We start from the raw sequence: 15442 nt of genomic DNA on the forward strand, positions 1-15442 counted from the left end.
CAAGCCTCCATAAAAAGGGAGAGTATCGTGAAGCATTTCTCATTTCTGTTCGTCGGCGCCAGTGTCGCCGCCTTGTCCTTCCCCGCGCTAGCGCAGGATGTAGCGCCGCCGCAGGCTGAAACGGACATGGCCGATAATTATGGCGGCGACATCATCGTCACCGCGCAAAAAACCTCCGAGAAATTGTCCAAGGCACCAGTCGCCATCAGTGTCGTGTCGCAGGACAGTTTGAACCGGCAGGGCGTGGATTCCGCCGCAGCGCTGACCAGCACGGTGCCGGGCCTGCAATCGAGCCAGAACGGCTTTGCCATTCGCGGCATCGGCAGCAACAACAGCTTCAGCGGCTATTCCACGGTCGCGACGCAGATCGATGGCATCTATGATCCGTCCGCCGCCGTGCTGACGCTCGGCCTGTTCGACCTCGGCTCCGTCGAGGTTCTGCGCGGGCCGCAGGGTACCGTTTATGGGCGCAATGCGACCGCAGGCGTCGTCAACATCAACACCGCCGATCCGGGCAAGGATATGGGCTTCAATGCCGATATCCAATATGGCCGGTTCAACGAAGTGCGCGCCCGCGCCGCCGTCGACCTGCCGATCAGTGACGCTTTTGCCCTGCGTATTGCCGCCTATCGTCAGGTCGATGACGGGTTCGAGGGCAAATATGGCGCCCGGCAGAATTACAACAAGACGGACCAGGCCGGGCTGCGCGTCAACAGCATCCTGCGTCTGGGCGACAGCCTGACCTGGCGCCTGTCACTCAACTATGGGGAAAATAAGGGCACGATCCCGCTGACCTATATGCGCAGCCGCAACGTCTATCCCGACGCCAACATCGCGGCGGGCACGTTCGGCCCGATCCAGACCATCTATGATGAAGTCGTCAATCCGGGGCAGGATCTGGTCACCGACAATCAGATGGACCTGAAATATTACGCCGCCCGGTCGCGGCTGACCTGGCAGGCGACCGACGCGCTCTCGCTCACCTATCTGGCGGGCTATTCGGTGCTGAAGAATAATGGCGTGGATTCCGCGACCGGCGTGTTCACGCAGCAGAATATCAACCGCCGTACCGAAACCCAATCGCATGAGGTGAACGTCAATTATAATGCGGGCCGGTTCGACCTGGTGCTGGGCGGCTTCCTCTATCAGGACAAGCAGCCATCGGGCACGCGCCTGCTGCATGCCGGCGATACAGCGCCCGCACCGTTCGGCAGCATCCTCAATGCGGCTGGAATCGCCAAGGTCGCGGGCACGGGCAATAATATCACGACCATCAGCGGCGTCGATGTCGTGACCTCCTATCGCGGTCAGGGGAGCAAGTCGCAGGCGGTGTTCGGGCAGGGCACCTATGAACTGGCACCGGGTTTGAAGATCCTGGGCGGCGTGCGGTCGACCTGGGAGCAGGTCAACCAGCGCAATATCGAACTGGTCTGTCCTGGCGACACGATCACGCTGGAGAATATCACGCCAACGACCTGTCCCGGCATTCCCTTCGTCTATGCCCTGACCGACGACACCAACCGGCCGGAAGCGAAATTTTCCAACGTCAGTTGGAAGGCGGGCGTGAATTACGAGCTGACGCCCGAAACTTTAGCCTATGCCAGCGTCGGCACGGGTTTTCGTGGCGGTGGCCTAGAAGCCACAGGCAACGCGCCGGAGTTCCGGGAATATCAGCCCGAAACCGTGACCAATTACGAAATCGGCGTGCGCAGCTCGCTGATGGGGGGCAAGCTCTACCTTGCCGCCACGGCGTTCAACATGGATTATAAGGATCTGCAGGTATCGAGCATCGTGCTCAATCCGCTGACCAATCAGGTGTCGGCGGTGACCACCAATGCCGCGACGGCGCGGCTGCGCGGGATCGAACTGGAAGCGATCGTCCGGCCGACGAGCAATGACCGGATCAGCGGGTTCGTTTCCTATCTCGACGCGAAGATCCGGTCCTTCCCGACGGCATCGGACAATCTCAATTCGGCCAGCGGCAATTATAACGGCGTCACCGGTGCGTTCGGTAACCTGCCTTTGCCCACCAATGTCGTGCGTGACGTGTCGGGCAATGAACTGCCCAATGCGCCCAAGTGGAGCGCGCGGGTCAGCTATGCGCATATCTTCGACCTGGGCGGTGCAGGCAGCCTGACGCCGAGTGTGGACTTCTATGTCCAGTCGCGGACGTTCAGCGACATCCAAAATTATGCGCAAAGCCGCCGGGCCTCCTATACCAAGACCGACCTCAACCTGCGGTATGAAACCGAAGATGGACAATTGTCGATCACCGGCTTCGTCAACAATCTCGAAGATGAGTGCGTGGCCAATAATCTGGTGACGGTGTGGAGTTCGACCACCGCCAACTATGATCCGCCGCGTACCTATGGCGTGCGCCTGGGCATGCAATTCTAAGCTAGGATGGGGCGTCCCGTGGGGGACGTCCCATTTTTCGGAAAGGGTAGCATCATGGCTGACAGGCAATTCCCGAACGACCCGCAGACACGCCGCAGCCTGTTGCTGGCCGCCGGCGGATTCGCCGCCGTTCCGCTCATGGCTAAAGCGGCATCGCCTACGCCCGTGGCAGAGGACATCCCCAAGGCGGAATTCGTCTATGAGGCGATCGTCACGCTGGGGCCGCCCGAAGAAATTGGCGAGACGCCGCACGGCAAACGCGTTCGTATTCCTATCACCGGCGGCACGTTCAAGGGGCCACGGATCAGCGGCACCATCTTTCCCGAAGGCATGGACTGGCAATTGATCCGCCCGGACGGCATGACCGAATTGGAGGCCGCCTATCTGATGCGGGAGGCCGACGGAACCGTCATCCACATCCGCAACAAGGGCGTGGCGGGCAAGGGCTATGCGCGGACGAGCGCCGTGTTCGAAGTCCCCAATGGGCCGCATGCTTGGTTGAACGAGGCCGTGTTCGCAGGGACCGTAGGCCCGGTGCCGGAGATGGATACCCCCGCCGTGCGCATACGCATGTACAAGCTGGTTTAGGACCGCAGACAAATGGCACGCATTCGTTGGCTCACCTATTTGATGTTCCTGATGTTCGCGATGACATCGGAATCGGTCGGGGTGATCATTCCGTCGGTGATCCGCGAATTCGGCCTGGGCATGACGGCAGGCGGTGCCTTTCATTATGCGACGATGAGCGGCATTGCGCTGGGTGGCGTGTTGCTGGGATCGCTGGCGGACCGGTTCGGACGCAAGCCGACGATTTTGGTGGGCCTCGCGCTGTTCGGCTTGAGCGCCTCCTTGTTCGCCTGGGTGAGTAGTTTCGGCCTGTTTCTGGTCCTGCTGTTCGTCGGCGGGCTGGCTGTCGGCATCTTCAAGACGGCGGCGCTGGCATTGATCGGCGACATATCGACATCGACGCGCGCGCATACGGCGACTATGAACGTCGTGGAGGGTTTTTTCGGCATCGGTGCGATTATCGGGCCGGCGATCGTCGCCTATCTGCTGTCGCATGATGCGTCGTGGAAATGGCTCTATCTGATCGCCGCCGCGCTGTGCGGCCTGCTCATGGTTCTGGCCTGGCGCGTGCCCTACCCTCCGGTGCAGGCAAAGGCGGACAGCGCGCCGATGGCCGACATGCTGGCGATGATGCGCAACCGCTATGCCCTGGCCTTCAGCAGCGGGATCATGCTCTATGTCGGCGTCGAGACCGCCATCTATGTGTGGATGCCAACCTTGTTGGCGGGTTATGCCGGGCCGGGCTGGCAATGGGCGGCCTATGCGCTGTCGATCTTCTTCATCCTGCGCGTCATTGGCCGCTTTGCCGGTTTCTGGCTGCTGGAGCGGTTCAACTGGACCGCCGTGCTGGGCTCGTGCGGCATTGCCATCCTGCTGTGCTTTGCGCTTGCCATTTTTGGCGGTCGGCCGATGGCGGTGATGACGCTGCCTTTGTCGGGCCTGTTCATGTCGGTGTTGTATCCGACGCTCAATTCCAAGGGCATCAGTTGTTTTCCCAAGCCCCAGCATGGCGCGATTTCGGGCGTCATCCTGTTCTTCACCTGCGTCAGTGCAGTCGTGGCCCCGCTGGCGATGGGGTTGATCGGCGATTATTTCGGCGACGCCATCTATGGCTTCTACCTCGCGACGCTGCTTGCGGCCATGCTGGCGGTGGGGCTGGTGCTCAACATGATCTTCGATCCGGCGAGCGGCGAGTTGGCGCGGCGGGGCGCGATTGATTATTGATCGCGGGTCGAGGGACAGGATGGCGATCCAGGCGCGCGACACGTCCTGGACGCATCAGTGTCCGGCGAGAAGGTCAGCGAAGGCTGTGTTTAAAGAGCCGCAGCGACGATGCGCGCGAATCTGGCGTAGCAGCCATTACCGATCAGGCCATTGCGAATGCCTTGAGCGCGCGCAGATCACGGGTGATCCATTTGGCGTCGCGGGCAAACATCTCATCATCCATACCGGGCTGACGGAAAAGCGTCAGCATGACCTCTGCCCCTTCGCCATTGGCGATGACGCGCAGGGGGACATGGATTTCCTGGCCATTTCCGGCATCGACATAATGATCCATCAACCCGAACGCATTGTGCGGCGTGAAGCGGATCGTAACCGGGCCTTCCGGTCCATCGGCCATCCATCGGTCGCCTTCCTGACGAAGATTGGATTCGGCGAGGCCTGAAGCCCATTTGGGAAAGACATCCGGTAGCCAGATGCTGTCGTAAAGTGCGCGCCAATCCCGGTCGATCGATATGCTGTAGGTGCGTGCGGGCAGCATGACGCCTTTCCATCCCATGGCCAAAGTTGTGGCCCGATAGCGCGATCAGCACGGGGTGTCACCGATTGATAGGTCCAGGCCTCGTCGCCACTGTACCTTGCCCTTTCCGTTCGGCGCATCGGTAGGACGCTGTTAATAGTCTTGCTGGCATGGTGGCGTATGGAGAGACGGGCGCGTAATGGATCGCATCGCCGATTTTCGGCATTCGGCACGGCTGGTGGCGTCACGTTGCCGGACGCGGTATATCGTGATCTGGTATCGACGCTCTTTACGATGGCCATGCCGATTATGGGCTTTGGTGTCCTCTACGCCCTCGTCGGCACGCTTATCTATCTCAAGTGGCAGGACGGGCTGATCGCGACTCTAACCGGCACCGCCATAGTTGTTACCGTTGCGCGTGTCTGGCTCATCAAAGCCTATAATGCAGCGGGCAGCACCACGCAGGATGTCCCAGCGCTAAAAGCCTGGGAGAGGCGCTATGCGTTTCTGACTTATATTTTTGCGCTTCTACTCGCAGCGCTCCATATTCGCGCCTTGGTCGCGCACGAACCGCTCGTTCATATTGCCACGATCAGCCTCATCTTCACCTTCGGTGCCGGGATCGTATCGCGCAACGCATCGCGCCCGCGGCTATGCGTCACAAGCCTGTCGCTGGTGGTTCTGCCGACCGCCGTCGCCATGATGATGCATGCCATGAACGAATTCGAGCAACATCTTCATGCCGAATTTTTCGCGTTGCAGGCATTTTTTCTTGTCACGGTGGCGTTGATGAGCTTGCAGTCCGTGCGACATCTTTATGCTTCGTCCGTCGAGCATCTGACGACCAAACATGACCTTGCCAAACTTGCGCGTTTTGATCCGCTGACAGGACTGCCCAACCGCCTCCTGCTACGCGAGACTTTTCAGGCCAACGTCCAGTCGTCGCAAACTGGCGAACAGATGGCGATCCACTATCTCGATTTGGACGGCTTCAAGGCAATCAATGATCGATATGGCCATCCTGCCGGGGACGCAATGCTGCGAGAGGTCGCACGGCGTCTTCAACTCATGATCCGAACAGAAGACGTCGCCTGCCGTCTGGGGGGCGACGAATTTCTATTGCTTCAATGCCAGGTGCGGCATCCGGATCAAGCCGACCTGCTCGCACGGCGCATCATCAAGCAACTGAGCGAGCCCTATCTGATCGATGGAATAGAGATGCGCATAACGGTCAGCGTCGGAATCGCGATGGCACCGGAGTTCGGCCTGGAACTGGAGCGGTTGATGGCCTTTGCCGATACTGCCCTGTATCGATCAAAGGCCAAAGGAAAGGCGCAGGTGCATTTTTGCACGGTGGAGGATCTCCACCAGTCCGGCCTGGCGGTAGCCTGAGACCGGCAGCGCATCTTCTTCCCCCCTACCGCGAGCGGCGCACGGGGTTGATCGCGAAGGCACCCAGCAGGGCAAACACCGCGCCCGTCAGATAGATGGCGGCATAATTTTTGCCGCCCGCGCTGCCCACCGCCAGGATGATCGGGGCGATTGCCGGGGCCAGGGATTGCGGCAGGGAATTGGCGATCTGGAACACGCTCATATCCTTCGCACGGTCTTCCTCGCTTGGCAGGATGGCCGCCAGCAGCGCCAGATCGACGGCGAAATAGAGGCCCTTGCCGATCCCCGCCAAGGCCACGCCTACCAGAAATTGCGACACGGATGGCGCGAGCGCGATGACCAGAAACCCCGACGCTTCCAACGCGGCTGCGACGAAGATGAGCGGCTTGCGGCGACCCGTCCAGTCGGTGATGAAACCGCCGACGAGCGAAATGGCGATGGTGGCCGACGCGATGATCGCCATCGACTTGACCATCACCTGCGTCGCGTCCGATCGGCTGAGCGACAACTGGTCGGTCAGAAAGAAAAGCTGATAGGTCAGGAGGAAGGACCAGGCCATCATGATCAGGAAGCGGCTGCCGAAGGCCCAGCTGAAATCCCAATCACGGAACGGCGCGAAGATGGACCGGAACATCAGGCCGGGGCTCATCCTGACGTCGCTGCTGACCGCCGGACGATCGGGCAGGATGACGCATAAGGTGAGGATGCTGACGACCGTGATGGCAAAGGGCACCAGGAACATCATCAGGTCCGAGGATTGGGTATATTGGGTGATCCAGCTGCCCGCGAAGGTGCCTGCCGTCGATGTCATGCCGAGCATGCCTGCAACGCGCCCCTGCATACGGACTGGGATGATGTCGGGCAAAATGGGAAGGCAGGCCGCCTGCATGGCGTTGAAGCCAGCCTGACAGATGACCCAGCCGATGCCCAGGATCAGGAGGTTTGGCGCGGTGCCAAGAATCGTCAACCCCAATCCGCTGACCAACAATCCGCCCAGCAACCAGGGACGACGGCGGCCGAACCGGCTGCGGGTGCGATCCGACAGGGCGCCGCAGATCGGCGTGATGACGAGCGCGACGAAACCACCAATGGCAAGGATGATGCCCAGCCAGCGGCCCTTTTCAGCTTCACCGGCAATTTCGCTGACGCGCAGCGCGATGGTGATGACGACCGGCGTCAGCAGCGCGATCCAGATGCCGAATTGGGCCAGCACATAGATGGCGATGAAGCCGAGCGACACGGGCGGACGCGCCTTATGCTCTGTCGGTTCGCCGATCATGGCCGTTTCGATGGGGTTCATCCTGCCTTCGCCTTCCCATAGGCCGCAATGTCGGCGACAGGGTGATGCGCGTGCAGTCGCATCGCCCCGATAGAATGGACGCTATCGCCGATCACGGCCGATAGGCCTTGCCAGCGGCATCTGCCTTCAGCTTGGCGGGCGTGTCGGCAAACAGGTCGTTCATCTTCGATGGCAGGTTGGGCTGGACATACCAGTCGGCCGGGAAATCGGCGGCATGAGAACCGTTGATATTGCGATGGACCAGCCCCGAACTTGTCTTGCGGGTATAGGGCACGACATGCTGGCCGTTGCGGTTGCCGAGTTGGTCGAACAAGGCCTTGCGCAAGGTGATCTTGGTGTCGAGCCAGGCCGGATCTTCGATCAGATTATGCATCTCGTCAGGGTCGGTCTTGAGGTCATATAGTTCCTCCAGATCCCAGACGCCGTGATATTGGATGTATTTCACACGGTCCCGCTCGATCGCAAAGGTCGTGGGGGTCTGCGGGAAGCTCCATTCCCAATAATATTCATAGACGAAATCGCCGGGATTCCAGGCTTTTTCGTCGATCTTGCCTTCGGCCACGGACAGGAAGCTCTTGCCTTCCATCTGCTGCGGCTTGGCGACATGGGCGATATCGAGGAAGGTGGGCGCGAGGTCGAGGTTGCGCACGACCGCCGGGTTGGTGACGCCCTTGGGCACCATGCCCGGTGCCCAGACGATCATCGGCACGCGGACCGAGGGTTCATAGGCGTTACGCTTGTCGATCAGGCCATGTTCGCCGATCATGAAACCATTGTCGGAATAGAAGACGACCATGGTATTCTTGTCGAGCTTGTTCTTCTTCAAATAAGCCATGATGCGGCCCAGGCTGTCATCGACGGGGCTGAGCGTGCGATAATAGTCGCGGACCTGCTCGGTCATGGGATTGTCCGTATGATAGGGGAAGTCCGCGCCATGCCAGCTGTTGCGCTGGTTCTGGACCCACAGAGGCTTGCCCGCATTATTTTCCGGCGTGTTCGCCATGCTGGCGGGCAGCTTGATGTCGAGCTTGCTATATTGGCTCTTGTAGCGTTCGGGCGGCAGCGGGTCGCTATGAACGGCCTTGTGGCTGAGATAGAGGAAGAAGGGCTTGGCCGTGTCGCGGCCCTTTTCCAGCCAGTTCATCGCATAATCAGTCAGTTCATCGGTGATGTAGCCGGTGCGCTTCACCGCCGTACCATCGACGTTGAGCATTTGCCGATCGCCCGCTGCGAGTCGTTCGGGTGAGAGCAATTCGTTGGGAAAATAGGTGCCCTGCCCCTTGAAGCTGACCCATTTGTCAAAGCCTTCGCGCGGTGCATCGGTGTCGAAACCCATATGCCATTTGCCGAAGAAGCCGGTCTGATAGCCTGCCTGTTGGAGATATTTGGGGAAGAAGGTCAGCCCTTCCTCCGAACTATTATTATTGTCGACCACGCCATGGTTGCGCGCGGTCTGGCCGGTCAGGATCGTCGCTCGACTGGGCGAGCACAGCGAGGAGGTGACGACGGCATTGGGGAAATAGACGCCATTCTTGGCCAGCGCGTCTATGTTCGGCGTTTGGAGCCCCGGCGTCAGAAAGCCCATCGCATCATAGCGCAGATCATCCACCAGCACGAAGATCATGTTGGTCGGCTTTTGCGGCGCATTGACGGGCTTGGCCAGTACGCCCGGTCCCAACAAGGTGCAAGCGGCAAGGGCGGCGGCGCGCAGCGCGCGGCGGGCGTTCTTCATGAGCGGTTTTCCTTCTTGTCGCGGATGATGCAGCGAAAGCCGATATGGCTGGTCGAACTGTCCACCGCCTGTGGGTGGCGGGCGGCCGGGCGATAGCGCTGGCAATAATTGGCGGCGCACAGATGCGACCCGCCCTTGAGCACCTTGCGCGGGATCGGTGCATCGGGGGTGGTGGGGTCTAGGCTTTCGCGCTTCGTGCCACCGCGCGGATTGGCGGGGACACAGCAACTGCCCTTGGCCTTGCGCTCGATCCGGGGCTGGGCGAACCAGTCGGTCGTCCATTCCCAGACATTGCCAATCATGTCGAACAGGCCATGGCCGTTGGCGGGATAGGTGCGGACCGGCGATGTCCGCTCATAGCCATCGTCCAGCGTGTTGGCGAAGGGGAAAGCGCCCTGCCAGTAATTGGCCAACATCGCGCCGCCCGGTGCAAGCTCATCACCCCAAGCAAAATCGGCACCATCAAGGCCGCCACGGGCGGCATATTCCCATTCCGCTTCGGTTGGCAGCGATTTTCCTGCCCAACCCGCATAGGCTTGCGCATCGTCGAACGCGACATGGACGACGGGATGATCCTCGAGCCCGTCGAGGCTGCTGCCGGGTCCATGGGGGTGCCGCCAGTCGGTGCCGAAGCTGAATTGCCACCACTGGCTATAGTCCGCCAGATCCACCGGGCCGCGCGTGCGTTGGAACAGCAACGACCCCGGCTGCGCCAAGGCCGGATCCATGCCGGGATAATCTTTGGGATCCGGCGCGATTTCGGCCAAAGTGATGTGGCCGGTCGCCGCCACGAAGCGCGCAAAATCCCCGTTCGTTACCGGCGTCTCGTCGATCCAGAAACCATCCACCTGAACGCGGCGCACGGGCGCTTCTTCGGGATAGAATTGGTCCGACCCCATCTGGAACGCGCCGCCGGGCACATGGCGCATGCTGTCGGTCATTGGCCGCCGTCCACCGTGATCCCAGCGCCGCGCGGATAGGCGGGGGGTGCGCCATCATCGGAAAGATCGGGGCGCTGCGCCTCCACATCGGCCATCGATCGCGGCAGCGAGAAGGGCAAGTGGCCCTGTGCCGCGGCGCGGCCGGCGACCACGTCCAGCACGGCGGCATCGCTTGCGCCGAACGTGACGATCAGGGCGCGGGCCATGGGTTCTATCGCCGTCAGGATGGCCGGGCGATCCATTTCTACCGCGACGATGGTGGGGACGTGCGCGGCGGCGCGCGCAATTGCCTGCACATCCTTATCATCGGGGCGGAAGTCCAGCCTTCCTTCATGCTGGCGGGAGCCGAAGAAATGATGGGGATGCAAGGTTTCGAACGGCGTCGCGGTGCGGACCAGCGCGACCTGTGCCTGGGCGGGGTCGTCAACCACGATGAAGCCAGCGGCGCGGGCCGCAACCGGATCGACGCCGTGCAGCCAGATGCGCTGGCCCTGCGCGACTGGCAGGGTTGCGCGATCGTTGCGCAACAGCACTTGGCTGGCGCGCTGGACCGCATCGGCTTGGCGCTGGGCCTCAGGATTGCCGACGATCCGTGCGGCGGCCCGTTCATCGACATAAGGGTTGTCGAACAGCTCCTGTTCGAACTTCAGGCGTAGCACCCGGCGGGCGGACTCGTCGATCCGCTGGACGCCGACCAGCCCCTTGGCGACGGCGTCGAGGATGGGCGCGGGGTCGTCGGCACCGCCGAACTGGTCGATACCCGCCTCTATGCCCTTGGCGAAGCGGGCTGTCTTGTCCGCCTGTTCCATGCCCCAGGGCATGCCGATCGATGCGGGCGCCTGTGGGTTGGCGGCATCGGGCGCGACGCAGGCCTGTGGGCAGTCACGCGTGATCGACCAGTCCGACAGGATCAGGCCGCGAAAACCCTTGTCGCTGCGGAGCAGGCCGGACAGCAATTGCTTGCTGAAACCACCGCCGACCGGCTCGATCGGCTGCCCTGCGATCTTTGGCCCTTGGACGATGACATAGGTCGGCATGACGCCTGCACTGCGCGCGGCCAGCGCGCCATCGAATGCGCGGATATGGTCGGCAAAGGATGCGTCGGTCAGCGTGGCATGGCGGCCATAGACATTATGCCCGTCGAAACCCTCTGGTTGCGCACCATAGCCGACCCAATGTTTGACGACGGTTGCGACGCCCTGTGCGGTCACGCCCTCTGTCCCCTGCTGGAACCCATCGACATAGGCCCCTGCCAGCGCGACACGGTGTCGGGGTCGGAACCGAAGGTCGCCGAAAAACGTGCCCAACGGGGTTCGGTGGCAAGGTCAGCCTGGGGTGACAGGGCCATATGGATGCCGACGGCGCGATATTCGGCGCGGGCGATATCGCCGAAACGGCGCGTGACGGCCGGGTCATTGAGTGCTGCAAAACCGAGCATGTCGGGCCAGAGCGAAAAGCCGCCGCCCGTCGTGCTGGCCCCCAAGGTCGCCTGGAAATGGTGGCGCGGGTCGGTGCTGATCGTTGCTGGAATGCCAAGCGTCCGGCCTCCGCCAGTTTCTGGATCGCATTATTCTGGGCCGCCAGTTGCGCGGGCGGCACGACGAGGCGGGTAATGAAGCTGGATATATGGCGATCGCGCATCAGGCGGGTGGTCGCGGCCTGATCATAGGCCTGTCCGGCAAAGCCGATCGACGATCCGGGCGTCGGCAACGTCCCGTGCAACATCAGCCCGGCTTTTTCCGCCAGCGTCATGCGCCCCAGCAGATCCTCGACCCGCTGATCGATCGGGGCGCTTTTATCCTCATAGGGATCAAGTCGGCCATTATGATTGAGGTCGCGCCAGCCGGGCTGTGGCGCAGCGGCAGCGCTCAGGGTCAAAACCCCGACGGACGCCGCCAGCCATTTGCCCAAGCCTACCATCGTAACTGCGCCTTCCCGCAAAACGCGTCGACCGGGCTGACCCCGGTAAAGGGGGCCTCCCCTACCAACCGTTCGACCAACGCTGTCTGAACATCGGACAGCGAAGCGTATGCATTGATATAGGTGGAGAAGTTCGGCGCGTCATAGAGATAATAGGGCTGGCCGAAGGAGACGAGCAATGTGGGAATTTCCTGATTATACTGGATCATCGCGTTGCGCGGCCCGGCGTGCAGCTTGGCGAAGTCGAGGAATATATGGCTGAGCCCTGGCGTTGCTTCCTGACCAATGAGATAGAGGACGAGATCCGTGTCCTCGGGTGTCGGCATGGCATCGGGATCGAAATTGCGGACGTTAAAGCCGCGCTCTTCCAGACCTTGTACGAGCGGTGTAAAGTCGCGATCGGGCGCGCCTGCAAAAAAGCTCGTTCCTTCATCCGATATCACAACGACGCGCTGATGATGCACAGGGCTAATCGGCAACAGCGTGTCGCGGTCCTTTACGAGGGTCAGGCTGTCCGCAACGGCGCGTCGGGCGACATCCAAATGGTCGGGACGACGCAGCGCTTCGCGCACCTGGGCAAGAGGCGCGATGCGTTCATCGAGGGTCATGCGGTGCAGGCCGAGCTTCGCCTTAAGCGACAGGCAGCGGGTGACCGCTTCATGTAGGCGACGCTCCGACAGGCGGCCTTCGCGTAATCCCTTCAGCATCAGCGCCATGTCCTGCGCCGGATCGCGGCTGAACAGGAACATGTCACAGCCATTTTCAATGATGGCGGGTACGGCTTCAGCCCGCGCCATCCAGCTCGTCAGGCCGCCCATCACGGTGGCATCGGAGACGATCAGTCCGTCAAAGCCAAGCTGCCCCCGCAACAGTTCTTCGTTCAGCAGACGGGACACGGACGCCGGCTCGAAGGCTTGTGCGCCCGCGCGCGGCAACTTGTCCCGTACATAGGCAGGCAGAGCGATGTGGGCCGACATGATCGTCATCACGCCATCGTCGATCAGAGACCGGAAGATGCGGCCAAAGGTCGCTTCCCATTCCGCGAGGTCCATGTCGTTGACGCTGGTGACCAGATGCTGGTCGCGATCGTCCAGTCCATCGCCCGGCCAATGTTTGGCGCAGGCAGCGACGCCCTGCGCCTGCAATGCGCGGATATAGGCTTTTGCCTGGTCCAGAATGCGCTCGGGATCGGAGCCATAGGAGCGTGTGCCGACGATCGGATTGCGGAACGCGCGGTTGATATCGACCACCGGGGTGAACGACCAGTTATAGCCGAGCGCGCGGCTTTCCTGGCCGACGATTGTGGCGAGTTGGGTGCTCAGCTCCATATCGTCGCAGGCGGCGATACCCATCTGGTTGGGAATGGCCGTGGTGAAGGGGTAGCTGACGGTGCCTCCTTCGATATCGCCCGACAGGATCAGCGGGACTTCAGACCGGTCCAGCGCATCGCGGGCCGCCGCCCAGGCGTCGTCCAGATTGCGGGTCGGGAAGCGATGGACACCGCCGGGCGCGTGCGCGAGCAGTTCGTCGGTTTCCGCCACGCTATCATGACGCGAGGACAGGATGAACAACTGCGCGATCTGCGCCTCGACGCTCAGGGCATCGCGCGTGCGTTCGACCCAGCGTGCATCCTCCGGCGACAAGGCCAGGGGGCCTGCACGCTGAACGCAACTGGACGATAGGGTTTCAAGGCGAGAATTCATTTGGGCGTTTCGGGAAAAGCGTCAACATAGCGCCCGCGCTTGGCGAAGATTTCGAGGGGCTCGCCGAGCGGCGGGGTGCTATATTTGCGCGCTTCGCGCCACCACAGCGCCTTCATCTCTTCGAGCTTGGCGGGATAACGCGCAGCAAGGTCCGTGCTTTCAGAATAATCCTTCGAAATATTGAACAATTCCCACTTATCCTTGGCGAAATCGGTGCCGTATTTGTGCATCGCGACCGCGCGCCAATTGCCCGACGTGATCGCACGCTGGCCGCGCAATTCGAAATATTGGACCGCGCGTGTTTTCGCCGCTTCATCCCGAAAGGTGTTGCGGATCGATCGCCCGGCAACGGGAATTTGCGCATCGCCATCGACCGTCCGGGCGAAGCTGGTCCCCGCCGCGTCGAGCAAAGTGGGGGCAAGGTCGATCGTGTCGACAAATTGCGTCCTCACTGCTCCGCTATCGCGAATGACGGAAGGCCAGGAAACGATCATGGGCGTGCGAACGCCTCCGGCATAGGGCCAGGATTTGTAGCGGCGAAAGGGCGTGCCGCCTGCCCAGGCCCAGGGCTGGGGATATTCGGAGTGCAGCTTGACCGTACCGATATCGTCGATCCGCGCCCGCTGCTCGGCAAAGCTCAATTTGGTCTGCCGATACATGGTTTCAAAGCCGCCCATTTGTCCGGCTTCGGCTGCAGCGCCATTGTCCGAAATGAGCATGATGATGGTATTGTCATACTGGCCCTTATCCTTGAGCCGTTGCACCACCCGCCCGATCTGTTCGTCGGCATGATCGATGAAGCCGGCATAGGTCGCCATATAGCGTGCGAATACGGCCTTTTCGTCAGCGCTTAGCGCATCCCATGGGCGATCGCTGGCGGCACGGGGGGTGATGGCGGTGTCGGCCGGAATGATGCCGATCTTCTTCATCCGCGCAAAGCGTTCGGCGCGGATCGCGTCCCAACCCTTTTCATAAACGCCGCGATAGCGGTCTATATAGGCGCGTGGCACCTGGAGCGGCGCATGGGCCGCGCCCATGGAAAAGAATAGGAAGAAGGGATTGCCCGCTGCGTCGTCAATATTAGCAATGGCCTGGTCCGCCATATCGGTAGAGAAATGATAGCCCGGTTTGTCGGGCTTGGGCAGCTTCTCATTCCCTTCGATGAGGTCCGGGCGATATTGATCGGTCCAACCCAGATAAAAGCCATAAAATTGGTCGAACCCGCGCTGGAGCGGCCAGGAGGCATTGTTGCCGGGCTTTCCGTCCTCATATTCGGGACCAAGATGCCATTTGCCCACACCATAGGTGCGATAGCCCGCCGCTTTGAGTGCCTGGGGCAGCATCTGCGCATTATGCGCGATTTCGCCACGGTCGCGGGTCATGTCGTCGGTGCGTTGATTGGTCGGCAGGTCCGCCATCCGCACCGTCTGGTTGTTACGGCCCGTCAGCAAGGCCGCGCGGGTCGGCGTGCAAACCGCTTTGCTGTCGAACCGGTTGTACCGCAGCCCTGCTGCAGCGAGCGCATCGATATTGGGTGTACGGATTTCGGAGCCAAAAGCACCCAGATCGGAAAAGCCAACATCATCAAGAACGATCAGAACGATATTGGGTTTTGCCACCGGTGCCGCTTTGGGCGCGGCACTGGCGCCGGACAGACCCAGTCCCGCAGCGAGCATGGATGCTGTCAACAACAGGCATTTCTTCATCGGTCCAGCTCCCACCAAGAACGGTGACGCGGCGGCAACTCGC

General features: G+C 61.4%; 11 protein-coding genes and 1 pseudogene. 4 read left to right on the top strand and 8 right to left on the bottom strand.

Features of this window, described 5'->3' with window-relative positions:
- Positions 1-27: 27 nt before the first annotated feature.
- Genes BF95_RS12650 through BF95_RS12660 form a run of 3 tightly spaced genes read left to right on the top strand, consistent with a single transcriptional unit; the run spans position 28 to position 4188 of the window.
- Positions 28-2397, top strand: coding sequence for a TonB-dependent receptor (locus BF95_RS12650; protein WP_043151753.1), 2370 nt, complete (start codon positions 28-30; stop codon positions 2395-2397).
- 54 nt (positions 2398-2451) lie between these two features.
- A complete protein-coding gene (locus BF95_RS12655; protein ID WP_051519998.1) occupies positions 2452-2985 on the top strand; it encodes a DUF3237 domain-containing protein in 534 nt (177 codons plus the stop codon).
- 12 nt (positions 2986-2997) lie between these two features.
- Positions 2998-4188, top strand: coding sequence for an MFS transporter (locus BF95_RS12660; protein WP_043151754.1), 1191 nt, complete (start codon positions 2998-3000; stop codon positions 4186-4188).
- 142 nt (positions 4189-4330) lie between these two features.
- On the opposite strand, the gene BF95_RS12665 is transcribed toward BF95_RS12660, so the two are convergent.
- Entirely contained in the window at positions 4331-4726 is a 396-nt protein-coding gene (locus BF95_RS12665; RefSeq protein ID WP_043151778.1) for a hypothetical protein, read from the bottom strand.
- A 228-nt stretch (positions 4727-4954) separates the two neighbouring features.
- Here BF95_RS12665 and BF95_RS29175 point away from each other — a divergent pair, with 228 nt between their 5' ends.
- A complete protein-coding gene (locus BF95_RS29175) occupies positions 4955-6097 on the top strand; it encodes a GGDEF domain-containing protein (RefSeq protein WP_235209726.1) in 1143 nt (380 codons plus the stop codon).
- Positions 6098-6122: 25 nt separating this feature from the next.
- On the opposite strand, the gene BF95_RS12675 is transcribed toward BF95_RS29175, so the two are convergent.
- From BF95_RS12675 to BF95_RS12700, 7 genes and pseudogenes are all read right to left on the bottom strand, one after another.
- Positions 6123-7397: an MFS transporter gene (locus BF95_RS12675; RefSeq protein WP_051519999.1), complete on the bottom strand. Its 1275-nt coding sequence runs from the start codon at positions 7395-7397 to the stop codon at positions 6123-6125.
- 91 nt (positions 7398-7488) lie between these two features.
- Complete coding sequence (locus tag BF95_RS12680; RefSeq protein WP_043151755.1) at positions 7489-9129, bottom strand: sulfatase family protein; 1641 nt, start codon at positions 9127-9129, stop codon at positions 7489-7491.
- The gene (locus BF95_RS12685) at positions 9126-10058 is read right to left on the bottom strand and encodes a formylglycine-generating enzyme family protein (protein ID WP_043151781.1); all 933 of its coding nucleotides are present in this window, start codon (positions 10056-10058) and stop codon (positions 9126-9128) included. The genes BF95_RS12680 and BF95_RS12685 overlap by 4 nt, the downstream gene beginning before the upstream one ends.
- Before the next feature lie 8 nt (positions 10059-10066).
- The gene (locus BF95_RS31050) at positions 10067-10729 is read right to left on the bottom strand and encodes a glycoside hydrolase family 3 C-terminal domain-containing protein (RefSeq protein WP_443018364.1); all 663 of its coding nucleotides are present in this window, start codon (positions 10727-10729) and stop codon (positions 10067-10069) included.
- A 48-nt stretch (positions 10730-10777) separates the two neighbouring features.
- Positions 10778-11553 (bottom strand): annotated as a pseudogene (locus BF95_RS31055) (glycoside hydrolase family 3 N-terminal domain-containing protein); the annotation flags it as partial.
- Positions 11554-11983: 430 nt separating this feature from the next.
- Entirely contained in the window at positions 11984-13693 is a 1710-nt protein-coding gene (locus tag BF95_RS12695) for a glycoside hydrolase family 3 protein (RefSeq protein WP_051520000.1), read from the bottom strand.
- Positions 13690-15384, bottom strand: coding sequence for an arylsulfatase (locus BF95_RS12700; RefSeq protein ID WP_235209729.1), 1695 nt, complete (start codon positions 15382-15384; stop codon positions 13690-13692). Before BF95_RS12700 ends, BF95_RS12695 begins: the two co-directional genes overlap by 4 nt.
- Between the last annotated feature and the right edge of the window lie 58 nt (positions 15385-15442).

It is taken from the genome of Sphingobium sp. Ant17, from assembly GCF_000588875.1.
GTDB lineage: Bacteria > Pseudomonadota > Alphaproteobacteria > Sphingomonadales > Sphingomonadaceae > Sphingobium.

Bases quoted from the DNA above. Each gene is read 5' to 3' on its own strand.
- BF95_RS12675 (WP_051519999.1), bottom strand. From the start codon at position 7,397: ATGAACCCCATCGAAACGGCCATGATCGGCGAACCGACAGAGCATAAG.
- BF95_RS12665 (WP_043151778.1), bottom strand. From the start codon at position 4,726: ATGCTGCCCGCACGCACCTACAGCATATCGATCGACCGGGATTGGCGC.
- BF95_RS12660 (WP_043151754.1), top strand. From the start codon at position 2,998: ATGGCACGCATTCGTTGGCTCACCTATTTGATGTTCCTGATGTTCGCG.
- BF95_RS12655 (WP_051519998.1), top strand. From the start codon at position 2,452: ATGGCTGACAGGCAATTCCCGAACGACCCGCAGACACGCCGCAGCCTG.
- BF95_RS12680 (WP_043151755.1), bottom strand. From the start codon at position 9,129: ATGAAGAACGCCCGCCGCGCGCTGCGCGCCGCCGCCCTTGCCGCTTGC.
- BF95_RS12695 (WP_051520000.1), bottom strand. From the start codon at position 13,693: ATGAATTCTCGCCTTGAAACCCTATCGTCCAGTTGCGTTCAGCGTGCA.
- BF95_RS12685 (WP_043151781.1), bottom strand. From the start codon at position 10,058: ATGCGCCATGTGCCCGGCGGCGCGTTCCAGATGGGGTCGGACCAATTC.